The following is a 16,770-nucleotide window of genomic DNA, read 5'->3' as shown; positions in this document are numbered from 1 at the left end:
AGGGCGCAGTAGACGGCAGCGATGCCTCCAGGGGCGCCCCGAAGGACTTCGCGGCCGTCTTAAACGGCGACCAACGAAGTCCCGCGAAGCTGGTTCGCGATGATGATGACTGCGGTCAACTGTCGCGCGATCGATCTCCTGCGGTCAGCTGCCATCCGGCACGCGGGTCGGAGCCTGGACGACCCCGACGAGCACTGCGAGCCGGCCGAACCAACCGACATCGCCGGAGTCGTCTGGTGGACGGGTCGACACACCACTAGCGATCCTTGTTGGCGGCTGCTGGCGCGTTTCTTACGGACACCCGCGGCTTGTGGCTACTGCCAGAGGTCGAGCTTGTTCCAGTCGGCAGGCACACCCATCGCCTCGGTGCTGAGGAGACCGGACGACGGGAAGTCGAGGATCAGTTCGGCGACTCTCCCGCGCCAATCGCAGTCCGGATCAATGACACCGATCAGATAAGCCATCACCGCCAAGGCGTTGTACACACCGAAGCGCGCCTTGGCGCTGTCGTGCTCGCTGAGATGATCGAGCAGTGGAATGCCCCCACGAGGCGACCGCTTGGGTGCTGTGACCAGCTTCCGGTTGAACAGCCGTGCGTGATGCGCGGCGACGTTTCGCACGTAGTTGAGGCTGGCTATCCAGCTCGACATAACGCGTTTCGAGGGTACGCCGTACCACTGCGCGATCCTTGTCGCGAGCGGGTTGTTCAGGCCGCTGTACAGCCGGGCGAGGTGCCCGAACTCCATGATTTCGGTCAGCGCCCAGATCGGCATCCTGCCGTCGTACCGCTCCCGAAAATGCTTGACGAACGCTTCGTCGGAGCTGTTCTGACGCTGCTCGACCCGTTCGATCCAGTGGTCAAGCTTGCTCGGCAGGCGATCGCCGGTCTGTGGGTCGGTGTCCTGCGCCGTGAAGCTGGGCCCGAAGTTGGCTGGGTCTTCATGGGCGTAGGCGGACACCTCGCCCAAGATGTGCCCGACGCTCGTTCGAAGTGACACCTCGATGCGCTCGGTCCCGTCCAGCACCAACATCCGCAGCTGGCGATCAAAATCGATCAACGCCGCGGCGGCGGCGATGGAAGTGCCTGCCTGATAGCTGTCGAGGATGACCAAGGCATCGTGGCCATCTGGCCCAGCCACCCACTCGGAGACTCGGAACGGATAGAGGTAGCCGGTCAACCGGTAGTAGCCGACGGCGTTGAGGATGGACGCTGTCACATCTCGATCGCCGACGTCGACGCCGCGCTCGGCGAGTCGTTCGATCTGCTCCAGAATCGGCAGCCACGGCTTCTGGTATTCCGCCATGACTCGTCCTCCGGGGAAAAGAAAATCAGCCCGAGCCGTTAGGCGTCCGGGCTGATCATGATGGAACCACAGTACCACTGTGCCACTCCGGTCGCGAGGCCCGTTGACCTCGAGTCAGGTTGCGACACCCAGTGCCTGTCCCAGGGATGACTTCGGACATCGGCACACGTACGGGTGGGTGAACACCCGAGCATGACCAGAGCGACGCGGGTTCGTGGCGCTTGCGCGGTTCGCCGCCAGTGGTTCGGGTGGGCACGATGCTCCGGCCCGCGAGGTGAGCACGGGTGGGTGCGAGACCCCCGGCCCCGATCGGAGCGACGCGGGTCCGTGGCGCCTGCGCGGTTCGCCCCAAGAGGTTCGGGTGGGCACGACGCTTCAGCACGCGAGGTGAGTACGGGTGGGTGCGAGACCCCGGCCCCGACCGGAGCGACGCGGGTTCGAGCCGCCTGCGCTGTCCACCTCTAGAGGTTCGGGTGGGCACGATGCTTCAGCCCGCGACGTGAGTACGGGTGGGTGCGAGACTCCCGGCACGACAGGAGTCAGGGCCGGAGGGGAGATCCCTTCGGCCCTGACATCTGTTTGGTGGGTTAGTGCTCGATGTTGCCTCGGGCGGTTTTTGGCATCAGGAAGCCGGCGGCGAAGGCGAGGGCGATGGCTCCGATCGTGGCCAGCAGGGCGGTTTGGGTGCCGTCCAGGGCGGCCGCGGCGCGGGCGGTCGGGTCGGCGTGGGCTACCTTGCCCATGAAGATCGTTCCGATCACCGCGATGCCGAGGGCGATGCCGACCTGCTCGAACGAACCCAGCATTCCGCTCGCGGAGCCGACCTCGGTGTCCCGGACGCCGCTCAGGACGATGTCGAACAGCGGCACGAAGACCATGCCCATCCCGATGCCGCCGAGCAGGGTCGGCGCCGCGATGTCCCAGCTGCCGACGCTCACGCCGGTCGCGGCCAGTACGGCGTACGTCCCGGCCAGGCCGGCCGCCATCGTGGCCAGACCGATGTGCAGCAGCCGGCGACCGTACTTCTGCATCGTCATCCCGGAGATCGCCGAGCCGATCAGCGCGCCGAGGGCCCAGGGTGCCAGTGCCAGGCTGGCCCGGATCGGGCTGTAGCCGAGGCCGACCTGGAGGAACATGCCGAGGACGAACGTTCCGGCCAGCGCTCCGAAGAAGACGACCGCGAAGAAGACACCGGAGACGTACGAGCGGCTCTTCAGCAGCCGGGGCTCGATCAGCGGGGTGACACCGCCACGGCTGCGGCGGGACTGGTGGATGCCGAAGCCGACCAGGACGGGCAGCGACGCGATCAGCAGCAGCTTCGACCACAGCGGCCAGCCGAGCTCGTGACCCTGCACCAGCGGGTAGACCAGGGCGAACAGTCCGGCGCTCGCGATCAGCAGGCCGGGGACGTCCAGCGAGACGCGGCGCTCGGCCGGCTTGGTGTTCGGCAGGTGCTTGGCGGCGACGACGAAGGTGAATAGACCGATCGGGAGGTTGATCAGGAAGATCGCGCGCCAGCCGGTGCCGAGCAGGTTGGCGTCGAGGACGCTACCGCCGATGATCGGGCCGAGCACCGCGGCCAGTCCCATGATCGGGCCGAAGAACCCGAAGGCCTTGGCTCGCTCGTCGGGCTCGAACAGGTCCCGGACCAGACCGAACCCCTGCGGCAGCATCACCGCTGCGAACGCCCCTTGCGCGACCCGGGAGCCGATCAGCATCTCGGGTGACACCGCCAGACCGCAGAGCAGCGACGTCACGGTGAAGCCGGCGACTCCGATCAGCAGCGCCCGCTTGCGGCCGACCAGGTCACCCAGCCGGCCGCCGACCAGGAGCAGGACGGCCAGCGCCATCGTGTACCCGGCGGCCATCCACTGCAGGCTGGCGTAGGAGCCACCGAGGTCGCCCCGGATGGCCGGTGCCGCGACGTTCATCACGGTCGAGTCGAGCAGGTCCATGACGGCCGCGGTCATCACGGCGGCGAAGGCGAGCCAGCGCTTGCGGAGGCGCGGCGGGGCGGCGGCGGTCTCGGTGCGGGGGAGTACTGCGACTGCGGTCATCTTCGGCTCCAGTTTCGAACGGAACGAACTGTTCTGTTCCAAACGATAGCGGAACGGATCATTCCGTTCAAGTGCTAATCTGGATGACATGACCAAAACTTTGAGTGGCCGCCAGGCGCAGGCGGCCCGGAACGACGAAGTGATCCTGGCTGCCGCCCGGGCGGTCTTCATCGCCGATCCCGGTGCGCCGATCGCGGCGGTGGCCGAGCGGGCCGGGGTCGGGATCAGTGCCCTCTACCGCCGGTACGCGAGCAAGGAGGAGCTGCTCCGCAAGCTGTGTGCCGACGGCCTCGCCCGGTACATCGCGGAGTCGGAGAAGGCGCTGGCCGACGACCGGGACCCGTGGACCGCCTTCGAGGCGTTCCTGCACGCCCTCGTCGACGCCGACACCAACTCGCTCACCCAGCGGCTCGCGGGCACCTTCACGCCGACGCCCGAGCTGTTCGAGGCGGCCGGCCGGGCCGGTGAGCTGAATGTGGCCATCTACGAGCGGACCAAGGACTACCTGCGCCCGGGCATCGTGGTGGAGGACTTCGCGATGATCCTGGAGCAGATCACCTCGATCAAGCTCGGTGACGAGGCGCGGACCAACCGGCTGCGCCATCGGTATCTGACGCTGGTGCTGGAGGCGATGCGCCGTACCGGCGAGCAAGCGGGCGGCGAGCCGGAGCTCCCCGGCCCGCCGCCCGGCTCCGACGAGCTGACCAACCGCTGGCGGGTCTAGGCCTCAGGCTGGGTAGGTCTGGATCTCGGTGGCCTTCAGAGTGGTGTGAAGGTGCTGGCCGGGGGTCAGACGGAGTTCGGCGACCGCGGCTGGGGTGATGTCGGCGAGGAGGGTTGCGGGGCCGGCCGGTGAGGCATTCAGGCGGACCCGGACGGTGTGGGCGTGCTGTTCGATTCCCGCGACCACGGCCGGCCAGGTATTGCGGGGGCTGCCCGCGGGCGGTTCGGCGTACAGGCTGACTGCTGATGGTGGGAAGGCGACGTGCACTGTGCCGGTCGCGGGAGACGCGATGTTGATCCTGCCGCCGGTGGGGAGGGTGACCGTGGTGCCGTTGGCGGTGCCGCGGTAGAGATTGAGGCCGACCAGCTGGGCGACGTACTCCGTGCGCGGGCGGCGGGCGATCTCGGTCGGTGGGCCTTGCTGGACGATCTGGCCGTTCTCCACGATCACCAGGCGGTCGGCGAGGACCATCGCGTCGAGCGGGTCGTGGGTGACGAGCAGCGTGCGGCCGTCGTACCGCTGCAGGTGCTGGCCGAGCTCGGCGCGGACGTAGAGGGTGGTGCCGGCGTCCAGGGCGGCCAGTGGTTCGTCGAGCAGCAGGAGTTCCGGGGCGGTGGCGAGGGCGCGGACGAGCGCGACGCGTTGGGCTTGGCCGCCGGAGAGTTTGCGCGGGCGGGTCTTCGCGTACTCCGACAAGCCGACCGTCTCGAGCCAGCGAGCCGCCTCGGTGCGTGCCGTGTGTTTGTCCGTACCGCGGGCACGCAAGCCGAAAGCAACGTTCTCCAACGCACTCAGGTGGTTGAAGAGCAGGTAGTCCTGGAACACGACCCCGATCGGTCGTCGGTCAGCCGATCGGAAGATGCGGGGCGGCGCGTCCCAGCGGTCGTCGCCCAGCCGGATCTCGCCGTCATCGATTGGGAGCAGCCCGGCGATGGCCCGCAGCGCGGTGGTCTTGCCCGCGCCGTTGGGGCCGAGCAAGGCGACGACCTCGCCTGGTTCGACGGTCAGGGCGAGGTCGAGGCGGAAGGCTTCGCGGGTCACCCGCAGGTCGGCGTACAGGGTCATCGCAGACCACTGATCCAGCGTTCGCGCAGGCACGCGAGCACCGCGACGGAGACGGCCAGCAGAACGACACTCAGTACTACGGCGACGTCCGGGTCGGTCTCCAACGCCAGGTAGACCGCCAGCGGCATGGTGGTCGTCCGTCCCGGCAGGTTGCCCGCGAAGGTGATCGTCGCCCCGAACTCGCCGAGCGCACGAGCCCAGCACAGTACTGCGCCCGCCACGATCCCCGGCGCGATCGACGGGAGGGTTACGCGGCGGAACGTGAGCCAGCGCCCGGCTCCCAGTGTCGCGGCGGCTTCCTCGTACCGCGGGTCGGCAGCGCGCAGGGCACCCTCCACCGAGATCACCAGGAATGGCATCGCCACGAACGCCTCCGCGACCACCACGCCGGCAGTTGTGAAAGGCAACGAAAACCCGAACCACAGATCGAGCCGTTCCCCGATGAGTCCACGCCGCCCGAGCACCAGCAGCAGCGCCACCCCACCGACCACGGGCGGCAACACCAACGGCACGGTCACCAGCGCGCGGATCACGCCCCGGCCGGGCAGCTCCGCCCGAGCGAGCAACCAGGCGAGCGGGACGCCGAGCAACAGGCAGAGCAAGGTCGCCGCGCTGGCACACAGCAGCGACAACCTGAGCGCCTGCCCGACCTCAGCACTGAACAACCGCTCCGGCAATGTTGCCCACGGCGCCTGAATCAACAGTCCGGCCAACGGGACAAGCAAAAAGCAGAGGCCGAGCAACGCGGGCAGCACCAGAACGACCGGCAATCGCCCGCCGATCCGCCGCCGCGTCGTCACCGCAGTCATGGGGTTTCGAAGCCTGCGGTGGTGAGGGTCTTCTGGGCAGCCGGAGAGAGAACGAAGCTGACGAAGGCGTTGGCGGTGGTGGGGTTCTTGCTGGTGGTGAGGGTGGTGATGGGGTAGTCGTTGACGGCCTGCTCTGCTTCTGGGAAAGGGATTCCGTCGACTTTGGCCTTGGCGGCCAGGATGTCGGTTTTGTAGACGAGGGCGGCGTCCACCTCGCCGAGGGTGACTTTGGTGAGCGCGGCCTTCACGTCTTGTTCGAGGCTGTCGGGTTCCGGGGTGAGCTTGGCGGCTTCGAAGACCTTCTTGGCCGCGGCGCCGCACGGGACCTGCTCGGCGCACAGAGCGAGTTTGCGGTTCTTGTCGGTGAAGTCCGTCAAGCCTTTGACGCCGGCCGGATTGCCCTTCGGCACGGCGATCTCCAGCTTGTTCCGGGCGAAGGTTGCCGGGGCGCCCTTGTCCTTCACCTGGTCCATGTTCTTCGGCGCGGCCGAGGCGAAGACGTCGGCGGGCGCGCCCTGGTTGATCTGCTGCGCCAGGGCGGAACTGCCGGCGAAGTTGAACACCACCTTCACGCCGGGATGCGCGGCCTCGAAGTCCTTGCCGAGCTGGGTGAAGGTCCCCGTCAGCGAGGCCGCCGCGAAGACGTTGATGGTGCCCGAGAGGCCCGCGGGGTCAGCAGGCGCGTTGCCGCCGCAGCTCACCAAGGTCAGAGCGGCCAGCACTGCAGCGACGGTACGGCGGAACATCACGACTCCGGGATCTCGACGACGACGTGAGTGGACTTGATCGAGGCGACGGCGATCACGCCCGGTTCGAGGCCGAGCTCGTCCGCCGCCTCGCGACTCATCAGCGAGACGACCCGGAACGGCCCGGCCTGCATCTCCACCTGAGCCATCACCCCGTCCTTGACCACGCGCGTGACGATCCCGCGCAGCCGGTTGCGCGCCGACGCGGCCGTGGTGGTGCCCGGCTCGGGCGACTCGGCCAGCCGTTGCGCGAAGGCAGCCAGCTCGGCGCCCTCGACCGCCATCCGCCCGCCCTCCTGTACTGCGGGCAACCGCCCCTGCTCGACCCAGCGACGCACGGTGTCATCGCTGACCCCGAGCAACGCGGCCGCCTCACTGATCCGCAAATTCGGCACGAGAGCCAGCTTATCGCCGCATCTGCGCCTGCAACAGACCAACGTGAGCGTCGTTACGGACCGCCCGCCGGCAGCGGCATAGGTTTGGTCCATGAGTACGACGGGGCTGCGCGAGTATCTGGACGGTCCGCACAAGGCGGCACGGGATCTGGTCCGGGACGGGCTGGCGACGAACGCCGGGCTGCTCGACGCCGGACAGGAACTGAGCCGGGGGGAGTACCGGGACAAGGTGCTCGAGGTGATGCAGCAGATCACCGCTCAGGGGCACACCGGTCGCGGTTTCCCGAAGGAGTTCGGCGGCCAGGGCGACCTGGGCGGGTTCATCGCCGGGTTCGAGACGCTGGCGTTCGGCGACCTGTCGCTGATGGTCAAGGCGGGCGTGCAGTTCGGCTTGTTCGCCGGCGCGATCCTGCACCTGGGCACCAGCCGGCACCACGAGGAGTACCTGACCGACGCGATCGAGGGCCGGCTGCTCGGCTGCTTCGCGATGACCGAGACCGGCCACGGCTCCAACGTCCAAGCCCTCGGTACGACGGCGACGTACGACCCGGCGACCGAGGAGTTCGTGATCCACACGCCGACCGCGGCCGCGCGCAAGGACTACATCGGCAACGCGGCTCGGCACGGCCGGATGGCCACCGTCTTCGCGCAACTCGTGGTCGGCGGCGAGACCCACGGCGTGCACTGCCTACTCGTCCCGATCCGTACTGCGGACGGCGACCCGATGCCCGGCGTGACCCTGTCCGACTGCGGCGCCAAGCTCGGCCTCAACGGCGTCGACAACGGCCGCATCGTCTTCGACCAGGTCCGCGTACCACGAACCGCCCTGCTCGACCGCTACGCCCAAGTCGATGCCGAGGGCAACTACAGCAGTGAGATCGAGAATCCGGACCGGCGCTTCTTCACCATGCTCGGCACCCTCGTCCAAGGCCGCGTCTCGGTCGGCGGCGCGGCGATCAACGCCAGCAAGGTGGCCCTGACGATCGCGATCCGGTACGCCGATCGCCGCCGCCAATTCGGCGCGCCAGGCAGCGCGGACGAGGCGTTGCTGCTGGACTACCGGATGCACCAGCGTCGCCTGTTGCCGCTGCTGGCCCGGACCTACGCGCTGCACTTCGCGCAGGCCGAGCTGGTCGACGAGTTCGTCCGGATCTTCGGCAGCGAAGAGGTTGCCGACGAAGAACACGACCAGCGCGCGTTGGAGGCCCAGGCGGCCGGTACGAAGGCGCTCGGCACCTGGCACGCGACCGAGACCATCCAGATGTGCCGCGAGGCGTGCGGCGGTGCCGGGTACCTGGCGGAGAACCGGCTCTCGACCCTGAAGGCCGACACCGACGTGTTCACCACCTTCGAGGGTGACAACACGGTGTTGCTGCAACTCGTCGCCAAGGGGCTGCTGACCAACTACCGGGAGTCGTTCGGCAAGCTCGACCCGCTCGGGACGGCCCGGTTCATCGCGGCGCAGGCGGTCGAGATCGCGGTCGAGAAAACGGCCCTGCGGATCCTGATCGAGCGGCTGCGCGACGCCGTACCGAATCGCAACGACACCACCGATCCCGACGCCGGCCTGCGGGACGACGCGTACCACTCGGGTCTGCTCCGGTTCCGTGAGGAGCACATGCTGGCCGCGGTGGCGCGACGGCTGAAGCGCGGGATCGACGACGGCGTCGAACCGTTCGAGGTGTTCAACCGCTGCCAGGACCACGTCATCGCGGCCGGCCGGGCGCACGTCGAGCGGGTGGTGCTGGAGGCGTTCGCGGCCGCAGTACAAGCTGCGCCGGAAGGTACTGCGTCGGCGCGGCTGAAGGATCTCTACGACCTGCACGCGCTCGCCACGATCGAGGCGGAGCGGGCTTGGTACCTCGAGCACGGCCGGTTGTCGACGGCCCGGTCGAAGGCGATCATCGCGCTGGTGAACGAGCTCTGCGCCACCGTCCGGCCGTACGCCGGGGAGCTGGTGGACGCTTTCGGAGTACCGGGCGCGGCGGTCGATGTGCCCATGGTTGTACCGTCGCAGCATGAGTGAGCCGATTGAGCCCGCGTCGGCCGCCGAGGCCGCCCGCGAACTGGCGAAGGTGTTGCTGGAGCAAGCCGACGCGCTGGACCTGCACGACCTGCGGGCCACCACGGCGATCGAGAACGTCCGGGTCCAGGCCCGGGTGCTCGCCGACGCCGTGCACGAGCGCGGCTGGGGAGACATCTTCCTCGGGATCGACTCCTACGACCCCGACGAGCTGGACGACCTGCCGCTCGGACCGGACGACTTCGACGACCCCGACGACTACCGCGAGATGGTCGAGCGCGGTGAGCTGGACGACCTGGACGAGCCGCTGGTCCCGGAGAACGGGATCCGGCTCAGCTACCAGGCGCGGTACGACTTCGTCGTGACGGATCCTGAGGCGTTCGTCGCCTATGTCCGCAGCCGCGCGGACGAGGCGCAGAACGACGAGGTGATCGACGACATCGAGGACGCCCGGTCGGCCTTCGAGCTGCTCGGCTACCTCGACGGCCTGGGCTCCAAGGACTACGACACCGTCGGCCTCACCCCGGCCGGCGGCGAGGAGTCGCACAAGGTGGTCGAGTTCTCCCTGTGGGACCTCGACCCGACCCGCCGCGACGACACCTACCCGTACTGACCCCGTCCGGGGGGCATGTCAACCACGGGAGTACTCCCGACTGTCCACTCCGGGCGGACGCTTCACCTCACCCTGCTGGGCCACTGTTTGAGGTCCACAGACAGGGGAGGTTTTCATGTTCACGTTGCCGACTGGGCGGCGAGGTAAGTGGGGTGTGGTCGCGGTCTGGGTGCTGTTGCTGGTGGCGGTGTTCCCGCTGGCGGCGGGGCTGGGTGACGTGCAGAGTGACGACGTCACCGACCAGTTGCCTGGCGGTGCGGAGTCGACGCTCGTGCACCAGGTCGAGGACCGCGTCCCAGGCTCTGAAGACGACGAACTGATCGTCGTCTACCACCGGGACGGCGGTCTCGCCGACGGGGACAAGCAGGCGGTGGCGCGGCAGCACGCCACCCTCGCGCGAGAGTTCAAGGTCGACATGCCGCCCGTTCCCTCCAAGGACGGCACCGCGCTCATGTACGCCGTCGGCCAGCCGGCGGGCGCGGACGACGCCGCGGTCGCGAAGTTCGTCGAGCGGGTCCGGGCGGTAACCGCCGACCGGCCCGGTGGCCTGCAGGCCGAGGTGACCGGCCCGGCCGCGATCGAGGCGGATGTCGACGCGGTGTTCGAGGGGATCGACACGACCCTGATGCTCGTCACCGTCATCGTGGTGGCGGTCCTGCTGATCATCACCTACCGCAGCCCGTTCCTCTGGCTGGTGCCGCTGCTGACCGTCGGGGCCGCCGCGTACCTGTCGATGGCGCTGGTCCGGGTCGTCGCCGGTGCGCTCGACCTGACGGTCAGTACGCAGAGCTCGTCGATCATGATCGTGATGGTGTTCGGCGCCGGGACGGACTACGCGCTGCTGATCGTCGCGCGGTACCGCGAGCAGCTGCGGCACCACCGCGACGTCCATGCCGCCATGCGAGCCGCCCTGAAAGGTGTAGGACCGGCGATCCTCGCGTCCGGCTCGACGGTCGCCCTCGGCCTGGGGTGCCTGGTCGTGGCCGACATGAACGACATCTCGGGAATTGGGGTGATCGGCGCGCTGGGAATCCTGGCGACTCTGGTGACCATGCTGACGCTGTTCCCCGCAGTACTGACGGCGCTTGGCCGCAGGGTCTTCTGGCCGCGCGTCCCCCAGCTGGGCAGTACTGCGCCAGCAGGCCGCGACTGGTGGCGGTGGGTCTTCGCCCGGCCGTTGCGGTCGGCCGGAGTTTCGGTGCTGGCCCTCGGCCTGCTGGGGCTCGGGGTGCTCGGCCTCTCGACGGACCTGCGGCAGGCCGACTCGTTCACCAACACCCCGGAGTCGGTGACGGGGTTTGCGACGCTCGATCGGGCCTATCCGGGCGAAGGTGGCCGCCCCTTCACCGTTGCCAGTCCTACCGATCAGGTGGCGCAGGTGCTGGCTGTGGCACGTGCGACGGACAAGGTGGTGTCAGCTGAGACAGAGCGGGAGGGCAACGGCTGGTCGCTGGTCGACGTCGTACCGGCGGCTCAGCCGGACAGCGATGAGGAAGCGGCCCTGATCAAGCGCCTGCGGGCCGATCTGCCGCCCGCTGCGCTGGTCGGTGGCGAAGGGGCGGAGCGGGTCGACGTCCAGGAGGCGAGCGCCGCCGACACCAAACTGGTGATTCCGCTCGTACTCGCCGTGGTGTTGCTGGTGCTGTTCCTGCTGCTCCGGTCCTTGGTCGCCTCGCTGCTCGTCGTGGCCGCGGTCGTGCTCTCGTATCTCTCGGCGCTGGGAGTTGGCTCGCTGGTGTTCGAGCACGTGCTCGGGTTCGGCGGGGTGGAACCGACGTTGCCGGTGCTGGTGTTCGTGTTCCTGATGGCGTTCGGCGTCGACTACGCGATCTTCCTGGTCGCCCGTATCGGGGAGGACCGCAAGGAGCTCGGTACGACGGCCGCCACCCGGCAGGCCGTGACGGCCACCGCACCGGTGATCGCCTCGGCGGGATTGGTGCTGGCGGCAACTTTCGCCGTACTGGCGTCACTGCCGTTCGTGCCGATGGTGGAGATGGGTGTGGTGGTCGCGGTCGGGGTTCTGCTGCAGACTCTGCTGGTAGCGCCCGCGTTGCTGGCGCCGATGATGGTGGGTCTGCGCCGATGGATCTGGTGGCCGAGCCGCTCGACGGACGACCCACAACCGGCAGCAGTCCCGGAGGAGTCGGTGCTGGTCGGCGAGGAACGGAGCTGAGGATGGGGACGGTGGTCTTGGTGGGAGCGAGGCGGTGGGGGATCGGCAGGGGCGACCTGCTGCTGACCGCCGTCCTGCTCGTCCTGCCGGTGGCCGCCGTCCTCGCCCTGCCGTGGCAGTGGCTCGACGACGGGCAACTGGACGCTCTCGGGATCACCCTGCTCGTCCTGGCGACCCTGCCGGTTCTCGTCAGACGCCGCTTCCCGATCCAGGCGCTGCTCTTTTGCATAGCAGTCCAGATGGTCTACCACGGCTTGAACTACACGCACGAAATCATGCTCCCGGTAGCGGTAGTCCTCATCTACACGGTCTCCCTGACCACCTCCCGCGCCTCAACGCTGGCGATGGTCGGAATCAGCGTCGCCGGAGTCCTGGTGGCCGCGAGCATCCCGCAGAACGAATCGGTCGGCGCGGAGGTGATCAGCCCTCTTGGCTGGTTCGCGGTCGCCGCGGTCGGTGGCCAGGCGATGCGTCTGCACCGCGCACTGCTCGCGGAGACGACCGAGCGCCGGGTCGCCGAGGAACGGCTGCGCATCGCCCGGGACCTGCACGACGTCCTGGCCCACCACATCGTCGTGATCAACTCCCATGCCGGCGTGGCCGCTCATCTGCTCGACGAGCGCACCGATGATCCGACCCTCGCCCCCATCTCCCAGTCGCTGCACACCGTCGCGGACGCGAGCAGCGGCGTACTGGCCGAGCTGAGAACCACCCTCGACGTACTGCGCGGCAACGAGGTCGACGGGGATCGGCACCCCACACCGGACCTCGACGGTTTGGCCAGGCTGGCAGCTGTCACCACAGCGGTCGGAGTACAGGTCGAGCTGCGCGTCCTCGGCGCCACCCGGCCGCTGCCGGCCGCCGTCGAGATCACTCTTTACCGGATTGCCCAGGAGGCCCTGACCAACGTGGTGAAGCACGCAAACGCCCAACGGGCCCGCGTGGAACTCGAGTACGACGTGGCGGAGGTCCGGCTCGAGGTCACCGATGACGGCCAGGGGAGGGCCGACAGCGGCACCGCGGCCGGCTACGGCATCGTGGGAATGAACGAGCGGGCTCAATCCGTTGGTGGTCGGCTGGTCGTCGGTGACGGCCCGTCCGGCGGGTTCCGGGTCGCGGTGTCCATACCTAGTCCGGGAGCGCGATGATCAGGGTGGTGCTGGCCGACGACCAGGAGCTGGTCCGGAGTGCCTTCGCGATGCTCGTCCGGTCCGCACCGGACATGGAGGTCGTCGGTGAGGCGGGCGACGGCGACGAGGCGGTCGAGCTGGTTCGGTCGACCCGGGCCGACGTCGTCGTGATGGACATCCGGATGCCGGGGACGGACGGGATCACGGCGACCGGCCGGATCGCGGCCGACGAGGATCTGAGCGGCGTCCGGGTGCTGGTCCTGACCACGTTCGAGAGCGACGACAACGTGCTGGCGGCGTTGCGGGCGGGGGCGAGCGGTTTCCTGGTCAAGGACACGAAACCCGCGCAGTTGCTGGCCGCCATCCGTACTGTGGCCGCCGGCGAAGCGCTGTTGTCGCCCGGCGCGACCCAGGCACTGATCGCCAAGGTGCTGACGCAACCGGAGCCGGTCGGGCCGGCGCCCGGCGCACTGGCTGCGCTGACCAGGCGCGAACGCGAAGTACTGACGCTGATCGGACGCGGCCTGAGCAACGGCGAACTCGCCGATCGACTGGTGATCAGCCCGCTGACCGCGAAGACTTACGTGAGCCGGTTGTTGACCAAGCTGGATGCCCGCGACCGGGCGCAGCTGGTGATCGCCGCCTACGAATCCGGTCTGGTCCGGACCGCCGGCTACCGCGACGCGGCTGAGGGCCGGGCCTAACTGGGGGCCGGAGGCAACTGGTTGAGAGTTGGATTGTTGTTGCGGTAGGCAACTTGTCTACTGGCGAGTACGGAAAGCGACGCCCGGTATACACAGCGTCGCTTTGTCCTAGATCAATGCAAATGTTTGACCGCTCTCATGGCGGCGCTGAGCCACGCCGTGACAACGTTCAGTTGTCGGCGACGGACGGGTCGCGGACACAGGCTCCAGGCGGTACCGCAGTACTCCCGTCCGCGACCGGACTGTTCCTCCCCTGCCGGTCACGGAATGAGTCAGCGGCTCCGCCCTCCTTCGGGCCGAACGCCCTCTCGGGGCAAAGCAGAACGCCGGCCGTGTCGCCGGGGTGCCGGTCGCCAGTGAGGTGGTGACCGACACCTGACACGGTCGGCGTCTCTTTTTGGTCAGGCCAGTTCGAGTGCGGTGTGCGAGGTCTGCGGGACCTCGCCGTACGTCGTGGTGCGTTGCCGGGCCGGGCGGCCCGCGGCGGTGGCCATCTGGGTGAGCTCCTCGATCGACTTGCGGGAGCCGTGCTTGGAGCCGGCCATCCGGCTGATGGTCTCCTCCATCAGGGTGCCGCCGATGTCGTTGACGCCGCCGTTGAGGACCGCCACGCAGCCGTCGGTGCCGAGCTTCACCCAGGAGCACTGGATGTTGTCGATCCGCCCGTGCAGCATGATCCGCGACATCGCGTGCACGGCGCGGTTCTCGTCGTACGTCGGGCCGGGGCGGGCCACGCCGGCCAGGTAGATCGGCGAGTTGGTGTGGATGAACGGCAGCAGCACGAACTCGGTGAAGCCGCCGGTCTGGTCCTGGACCGCCGCGATCGTGCGCAGGTGCTGGACCCAGTGGTGCGGCGCGTCGACGTGGCCGTACATCATCGTCGAGCTGGACGGCAGGCCGACCTTGTGCGCGGTCGTGATCACCTCGATCCAGCTTGCCGTCGGCAACTTTCCCTTGGTGAGGATCCAGCGCACGTCGTCGTCGAGAATCTCCGCGGCGGTGCCGGGGATGCTGCCCAGGCCGGCCTCCTTGACCGAGATCAGGAAGTCCTCGATCGACAAGCCGGTGCGGACCGAGCCGTTGACGATCTCCATCGGCGAGTAGGCGTGGACGTGCATCTCCGGGACGCGGTCGCGCACGGCGCGGACGAGGTCCGCGTACGCAGTACCGGGCAGGTCGGGGTGGATGCCGCCTTGCATGCAGACCTCGGTCGCGCCGATCACCCAGGCCTCCTCGGCCCGCTGGGCGACCTCGTCCATCGACAGCGAGTAGGCGTCGGCGTCGGTCCGCCGCTGAGCGAACGCGCAGAACCGGCAGCCGGTGTAACAGACGTTGGTGAAGTTGATGTTCCGGTTCACCACGTAGGTGACGTCGTCCCCGACCGTCGCCTTCCGCAAGTCATCCGCAATCCGAGCCAACTGATCCAACGCCGGCCCGGTCACCGTCATCAACGTCAACGCCTGCGAGTCGGAAAGCCCCGCCGGATCCCGCTCGGCCGCAGCCAGCGCTTCCTTGACGTCTCCTTGAATTCTTTCTGGTGCCGCCCGGTTCTTGACGTCCTCGCGGAGGACGTCCCAGTCGCCGTACGCCGCGTCGAAGTCGGAGCGGGTTTCGGTGCGGCGGCCTTCGGTGTCGATGGCGGTGTGGAGGTCGGTGCGGCCGACGCTGTCCCAGCCGCCGTCGGGCTCCTGCCAGGGCAGGCCCTTCGGGAAGGCGTCCTCGTTGGCGAGTCCGGTCTCGGGATCGACGAGCGCCTCGACGTGCGAGATCAGTCGCGGGTCGAGCCAGGGCTCACGCAGGTACTCCGGGTGCGCGGTCAGCCTTTCGCGCAGAGTGAATCCGGCATCCGCGGTGACCTTGGCCAGGTCGTCGATCTGCGGCCAGGGGCGCTCGGGGTTCACGTGATCCGGGGTCAGCGGCGAGACACCACCGAAGTCGTCGACACCCGCGTCGAGCAGCAACCGCGCCTCGGCCAGGTCGACCAGGTTCGGCGGGGCCTGGACGCGCATCCGCGGGCCGAGCACGATCCGGGTGGCGGCGATCGCGGCCAGCCACTCGTCCAGCGGTACGTCGGCGTCGTTGCGCATCGCGGTATCCGGCTTCACCCGGAAGCCCTGGATGATGACTTCCTGGATTCCGCCGTACTGGCGGGCGATCTTGCGCAGCGCGAAGATCGAGTCGGCCCGCTCGGTGAGGTTCTCCCCGATGCCGATCAGCAGCCCGGTGGTGAACGGCACGTTCGAACGGCCCGCGTCCTCCAGCACCCGCAACCGGATCGCCGGGTCCTTGTCGGGCGAGCCGAAGTGCGGCTGACCCTTCTCCTCGAACAGCCGCCGCGACGTGGTCTCCAGCATCATGCCCATGCTCGGCGCGACCGGCTTCAGTCGCTGCAGGTCCTGCCAGGACATCACGCCGGGGTTGAGATGTGGGAGCAGCCCGGTCTCTTCCAGTACGCGGATCGACATCGCCCGCACGTAGTCCAGCGTGCTGTCGTAGCCGGCTTCCTCGAGCCATTTCTTGGCCGCGTCCCAGCGGTCCTCAGGAGCATCGCCGAGGGTGAAGAGAGCCTCCTTGCACCCGAGAGCCGCACCCTGCCGGGCGATCTCCAGCACCTCGTCAGGACTCAGGTACGGCGAGTGCACGCGGCCGGGCGTGGTCGCGAACGTGCAGTAGTGACAGCGATCCCGGCACAACCGGGTCAGCGGGATGAACACCTTCTTGGAGTAGGTGATGATCCCGCTCCGACCGGCGTCGGCCAGCCCTTGGTCGCGGACCCGGGCGGCGGTCGACATCAGTTGGTCGAGAGCGTCACCGGAGGCGGACAGCAGTACTTCGACCTCCGCCGGGTCGAGCGTCTTGCCGTCGTCGGCCCGCTTCAGCGCACGCCGCATGGCGGTGCTGATCGGGGCCTTCGGGGGAGTGGCGGAGGGTTGTCCAGGAGCAGTCACGTCTTGAAGCGTAGGTGCCCTCCGGACCGGATCCAGCCGATTCCGGGGACCAAAAACAATCAGTACGTCTGTCCTGATA

13 protein-coding genes are annotated in these 16,770 nt (G+C 68.5%); 6 read left to right on the top strand and 7 right to left on the bottom strand.

What is annotated here, in order from left to right:
* Positions 1–314: 314 nt before the first annotated feature.
* A complete protein-coding gene (locus AB0F51_RS14385) occupies positions 315–1,304 on the bottom strand; it encodes an Abi family protein (protein ID WP_360279228.1) in 990 nt (329 codons plus the stop codon).
* A 587-nt stretch (positions 1,305–1,891) separates the two neighbouring features.
* The gene (locus tag AB0F51_RS14380; RefSeq protein ID WP_360279225.1) at positions 1,892–3,361 is read right to left on the bottom strand and encodes a DHA2 family efflux MFS transporter permease subunit; all 1,470 of its coding nucleotides are present in this window, start codon (positions 3,359–3,361) and stop codon (positions 1,892–1,894) included.
* Positions 3,362–3,449: 88 nt separating this feature from the next.
* On the opposite strand from AB0F51_RS14380, the gene AB0F51_RS14375 reads away from it, so the two are divergent.
* A complete protein-coding gene (locus tag AB0F51_RS14375; protein WP_360279223.1) occupies positions 3,450–4,085 on the top strand; it encodes a helix-turn-helix domain-containing protein in 636 nt (211 codons plus the stop codon).
* Positions 4,086–4,088: 3 nt separating this feature from the next.
* On the opposite strand, the gene AB0F51_RS14370 is transcribed toward AB0F51_RS14375, so the two are convergent.
* The 4 genes from AB0F51_RS14370 to AB0F51_RS14355 are packed head-to-tail and all read right to left on the bottom strand — an operon-like array spanning position 4,089 to position 7,100.
* Positions 4,089–5,183 (bottom strand): ABC transporter ATP-binding protein, encoded by a 1,095-nt coding sequence (locus AB0F51_RS14370; RefSeq protein WP_360279220.1) that lies wholly within the window; start codon positions 5,181–5,183, stop codon positions 4,089–4,091.
* Positions 5,147–5,959 carry a molybdate ABC transporter permease subunit gene (gene modB, locus AB0F51_RS14365; RefSeq protein ID WP_360279218.1) on the bottom strand — a complete coding sequence of 271 codons (813 nt, stop codon included), beginning with the start codon at positions 5,957–5,959 and terminating at the stop codon, positions 5,147–5,149. The genes AB0F51_RS14370 and modB overlap by 37 nt, the downstream gene beginning before the upstream one ends.
* Positions 5,956–6,705 (bottom strand): molybdate ABC transporter substrate-binding protein, encoded by a 750-nt coding sequence (modA, locus tag AB0F51_RS14360; protein WP_360279215.1) that lies wholly within the window; start codon positions 6,703–6,705, stop codon positions 5,956–5,958. Before modA ends, modB begins: the two co-directional genes overlap by 4 nt.
* Positions 6,705–7,100 carry a helix-turn-helix transcriptional regulator gene (locus tag AB0F51_RS14355; RefSeq protein WP_360279212.1) on the bottom strand — a complete coding sequence of 132 codons (396 nt, stop codon included), beginning with the start codon at positions 7,098–7,100 and terminating at the stop codon, positions 6,705–6,707. Before AB0F51_RS14355 ends, modA begins: the two co-directional genes overlap by 1 nt.
* 91 nt (positions 7,101–7,191) lie before the next feature.
* On the opposite strand from AB0F51_RS14355, the gene AB0F51_RS14350 reads away from it, so the two are divergent.
* The 5 genes from AB0F51_RS14350 (at position 7,192) to AB0F51_RS14330 (ending at position 13,743) form a co-directional block, all read left to right on the top strand.
* Positions 7,192–9,126: an acyl-CoA dehydrogenase gene (locus AB0F51_RS14350; protein ID WP_360279209.1), complete on the top strand. Its 1,935-nt coding sequence runs from the start codon at positions 7,192–7,194 to the stop codon at positions 9,124–9,126.
* Positions 9,119–9,736 (top strand): hypothetical protein, encoded by a 618-nt coding sequence (locus AB0F51_RS14345; RefSeq protein ID WP_360279206.1) that lies wholly within the window; start codon positions 9,119–9,121, stop codon positions 9,734–9,736. Before AB0F51_RS14350 ends, AB0F51_RS14345 begins: the two co-directional genes overlap by 8 nt.
* A gap of 115 nt (positions 9,737–9,851) precedes the next feature.
* Positions 9,852–11,909, top strand: a complete 2,058-nt coding sequence (locus tag AB0F51_RS14340) for an MMPL family transporter (RefSeq protein ID WP_360279204.1) — start codon at positions 9,852–9,854, stop codon at positions 11,907–11,909.
* A 2-nt stretch (positions 11,910–11,911) separates the two neighbouring features.
* Positions 11,912–13,057 carry a sensor histidine kinase gene (locus tag AB0F51_RS14335; RefSeq protein WP_360279201.1) on the top strand — a complete coding sequence of 382 codons (1,146 nt, stop codon included), beginning with the start codon at positions 11,912–11,914 and terminating at the stop codon, positions 13,055–13,057.
* Positions 13,054–13,743, top strand: coding sequence for a response regulator transcription factor (locus AB0F51_RS14330; protein WP_360279199.1), 690 nt, complete (start codon positions 13,054–13,056; stop codon positions 13,741–13,743). The genes AB0F51_RS14335 and AB0F51_RS14330 overlap by 4 nt, the downstream gene beginning before the upstream one ends.
* A gap of 401 nt (positions 13,744–14,144) precedes the next feature.
* Here AB0F51_RS14330 and AB0F51_RS14325 read toward each other — a convergent pair whose 3' ends face one another.
* Positions 14,145–16,691 carry a bifunctional FO biosynthesis protein CofGH gene (locus AB0F51_RS14325; RefSeq protein WP_360279196.1) on the bottom strand — a complete coding sequence of 849 codons (2,547 nt, stop codon included), beginning with the start codon at positions 16,689–16,691 and terminating at the stop codon, positions 14,145–14,147.
* Positions 16,692–16,770: the final 79 nt, after the last annotated feature.

The organism is Kribbella sp. NPDC023855 (genome assembly GCF_040639475.1).
In the GTDB taxonomy this organism is placed as follows: Bacteria; Actinomycetota; Actinomycetes; order Propionibacteriales; family Kribbellaceae; genus Kribbella.
This window is presented reverse-complemented; position numbering and strand designations above follow the sequence as displayed.

Excerpts from the sequence above, each read along its gene's own strand:
- AB0F51_RS14385 (WP_360279228.1), bottom strand. The coding sequence starts at position 1,304 with ATGGCGGAATACCAGAAGCCGTGGCTGCCGATTCTGGAGCAGATCGAA.
- AB0F51_RS14380 (WP_360279225.1), bottom strand. The coding sequence starts at position 3,361 with ATGACCGCAGTCGCAGTACTCCCCCGCACCGAGACCGCCGCCGCCCCG.
- AB0F51_RS14375 (WP_360279223.1), top strand. The coding sequence starts at position 3,450 with ATGACCAAAACTTTGAGTGGCCGCCAGGCGCAGGCGGCCCGGAACGAC.
- modB (WP_360279218.1), bottom strand. The coding sequence starts at position 5,959 with ATGACTGCGGTGACGACGCGGCGGCGGATCGGCGGGCGATTGCCGGTC.
- modA (WP_360279215.1), bottom strand. The coding sequence starts at position 6,705 with ATGTTCCGCCGTACCGTCGCTGCAGTGCTGGCCGCTCTGACCTTGGTG.
- AB0F51_RS14350 (WP_360279209.1), top strand. The coding sequence starts at position 7,192 with ATGAGTACGACGGGGCTGCGCGAGTATCTGGACGGTCCGCACAAGGCG.
- AB0F51_RS14345 (WP_360279206.1), top strand. The coding sequence starts at position 9,119 with ATGAGTGAGCCGATTGAGCCCGCGTCGGCCGCCGAGGCCGCCCGCGAA.
- AB0F51_RS14340 (WP_360279204.1), top strand. The coding sequence starts at position 9,852 with ATGTTCACGTTGCCGACTGGGCGGCGAGGTAAGTGGGGTGTGGTCGCG.
- AB0F51_RS14335 (WP_360279201.1), top strand. The coding sequence starts at position 11,912 with ATGGGGACGGTGGTCTTGGTGGGAGCGAGGCGGTGGGGGATCGGCAGG.
- AB0F51_RS14330 (WP_360279199.1), top strand. The coding sequence starts at position 13,054 with ATGATCAGGGTGGTGCTGGCCGACGACCAGGAGCTGGTCCGGAGTGCC.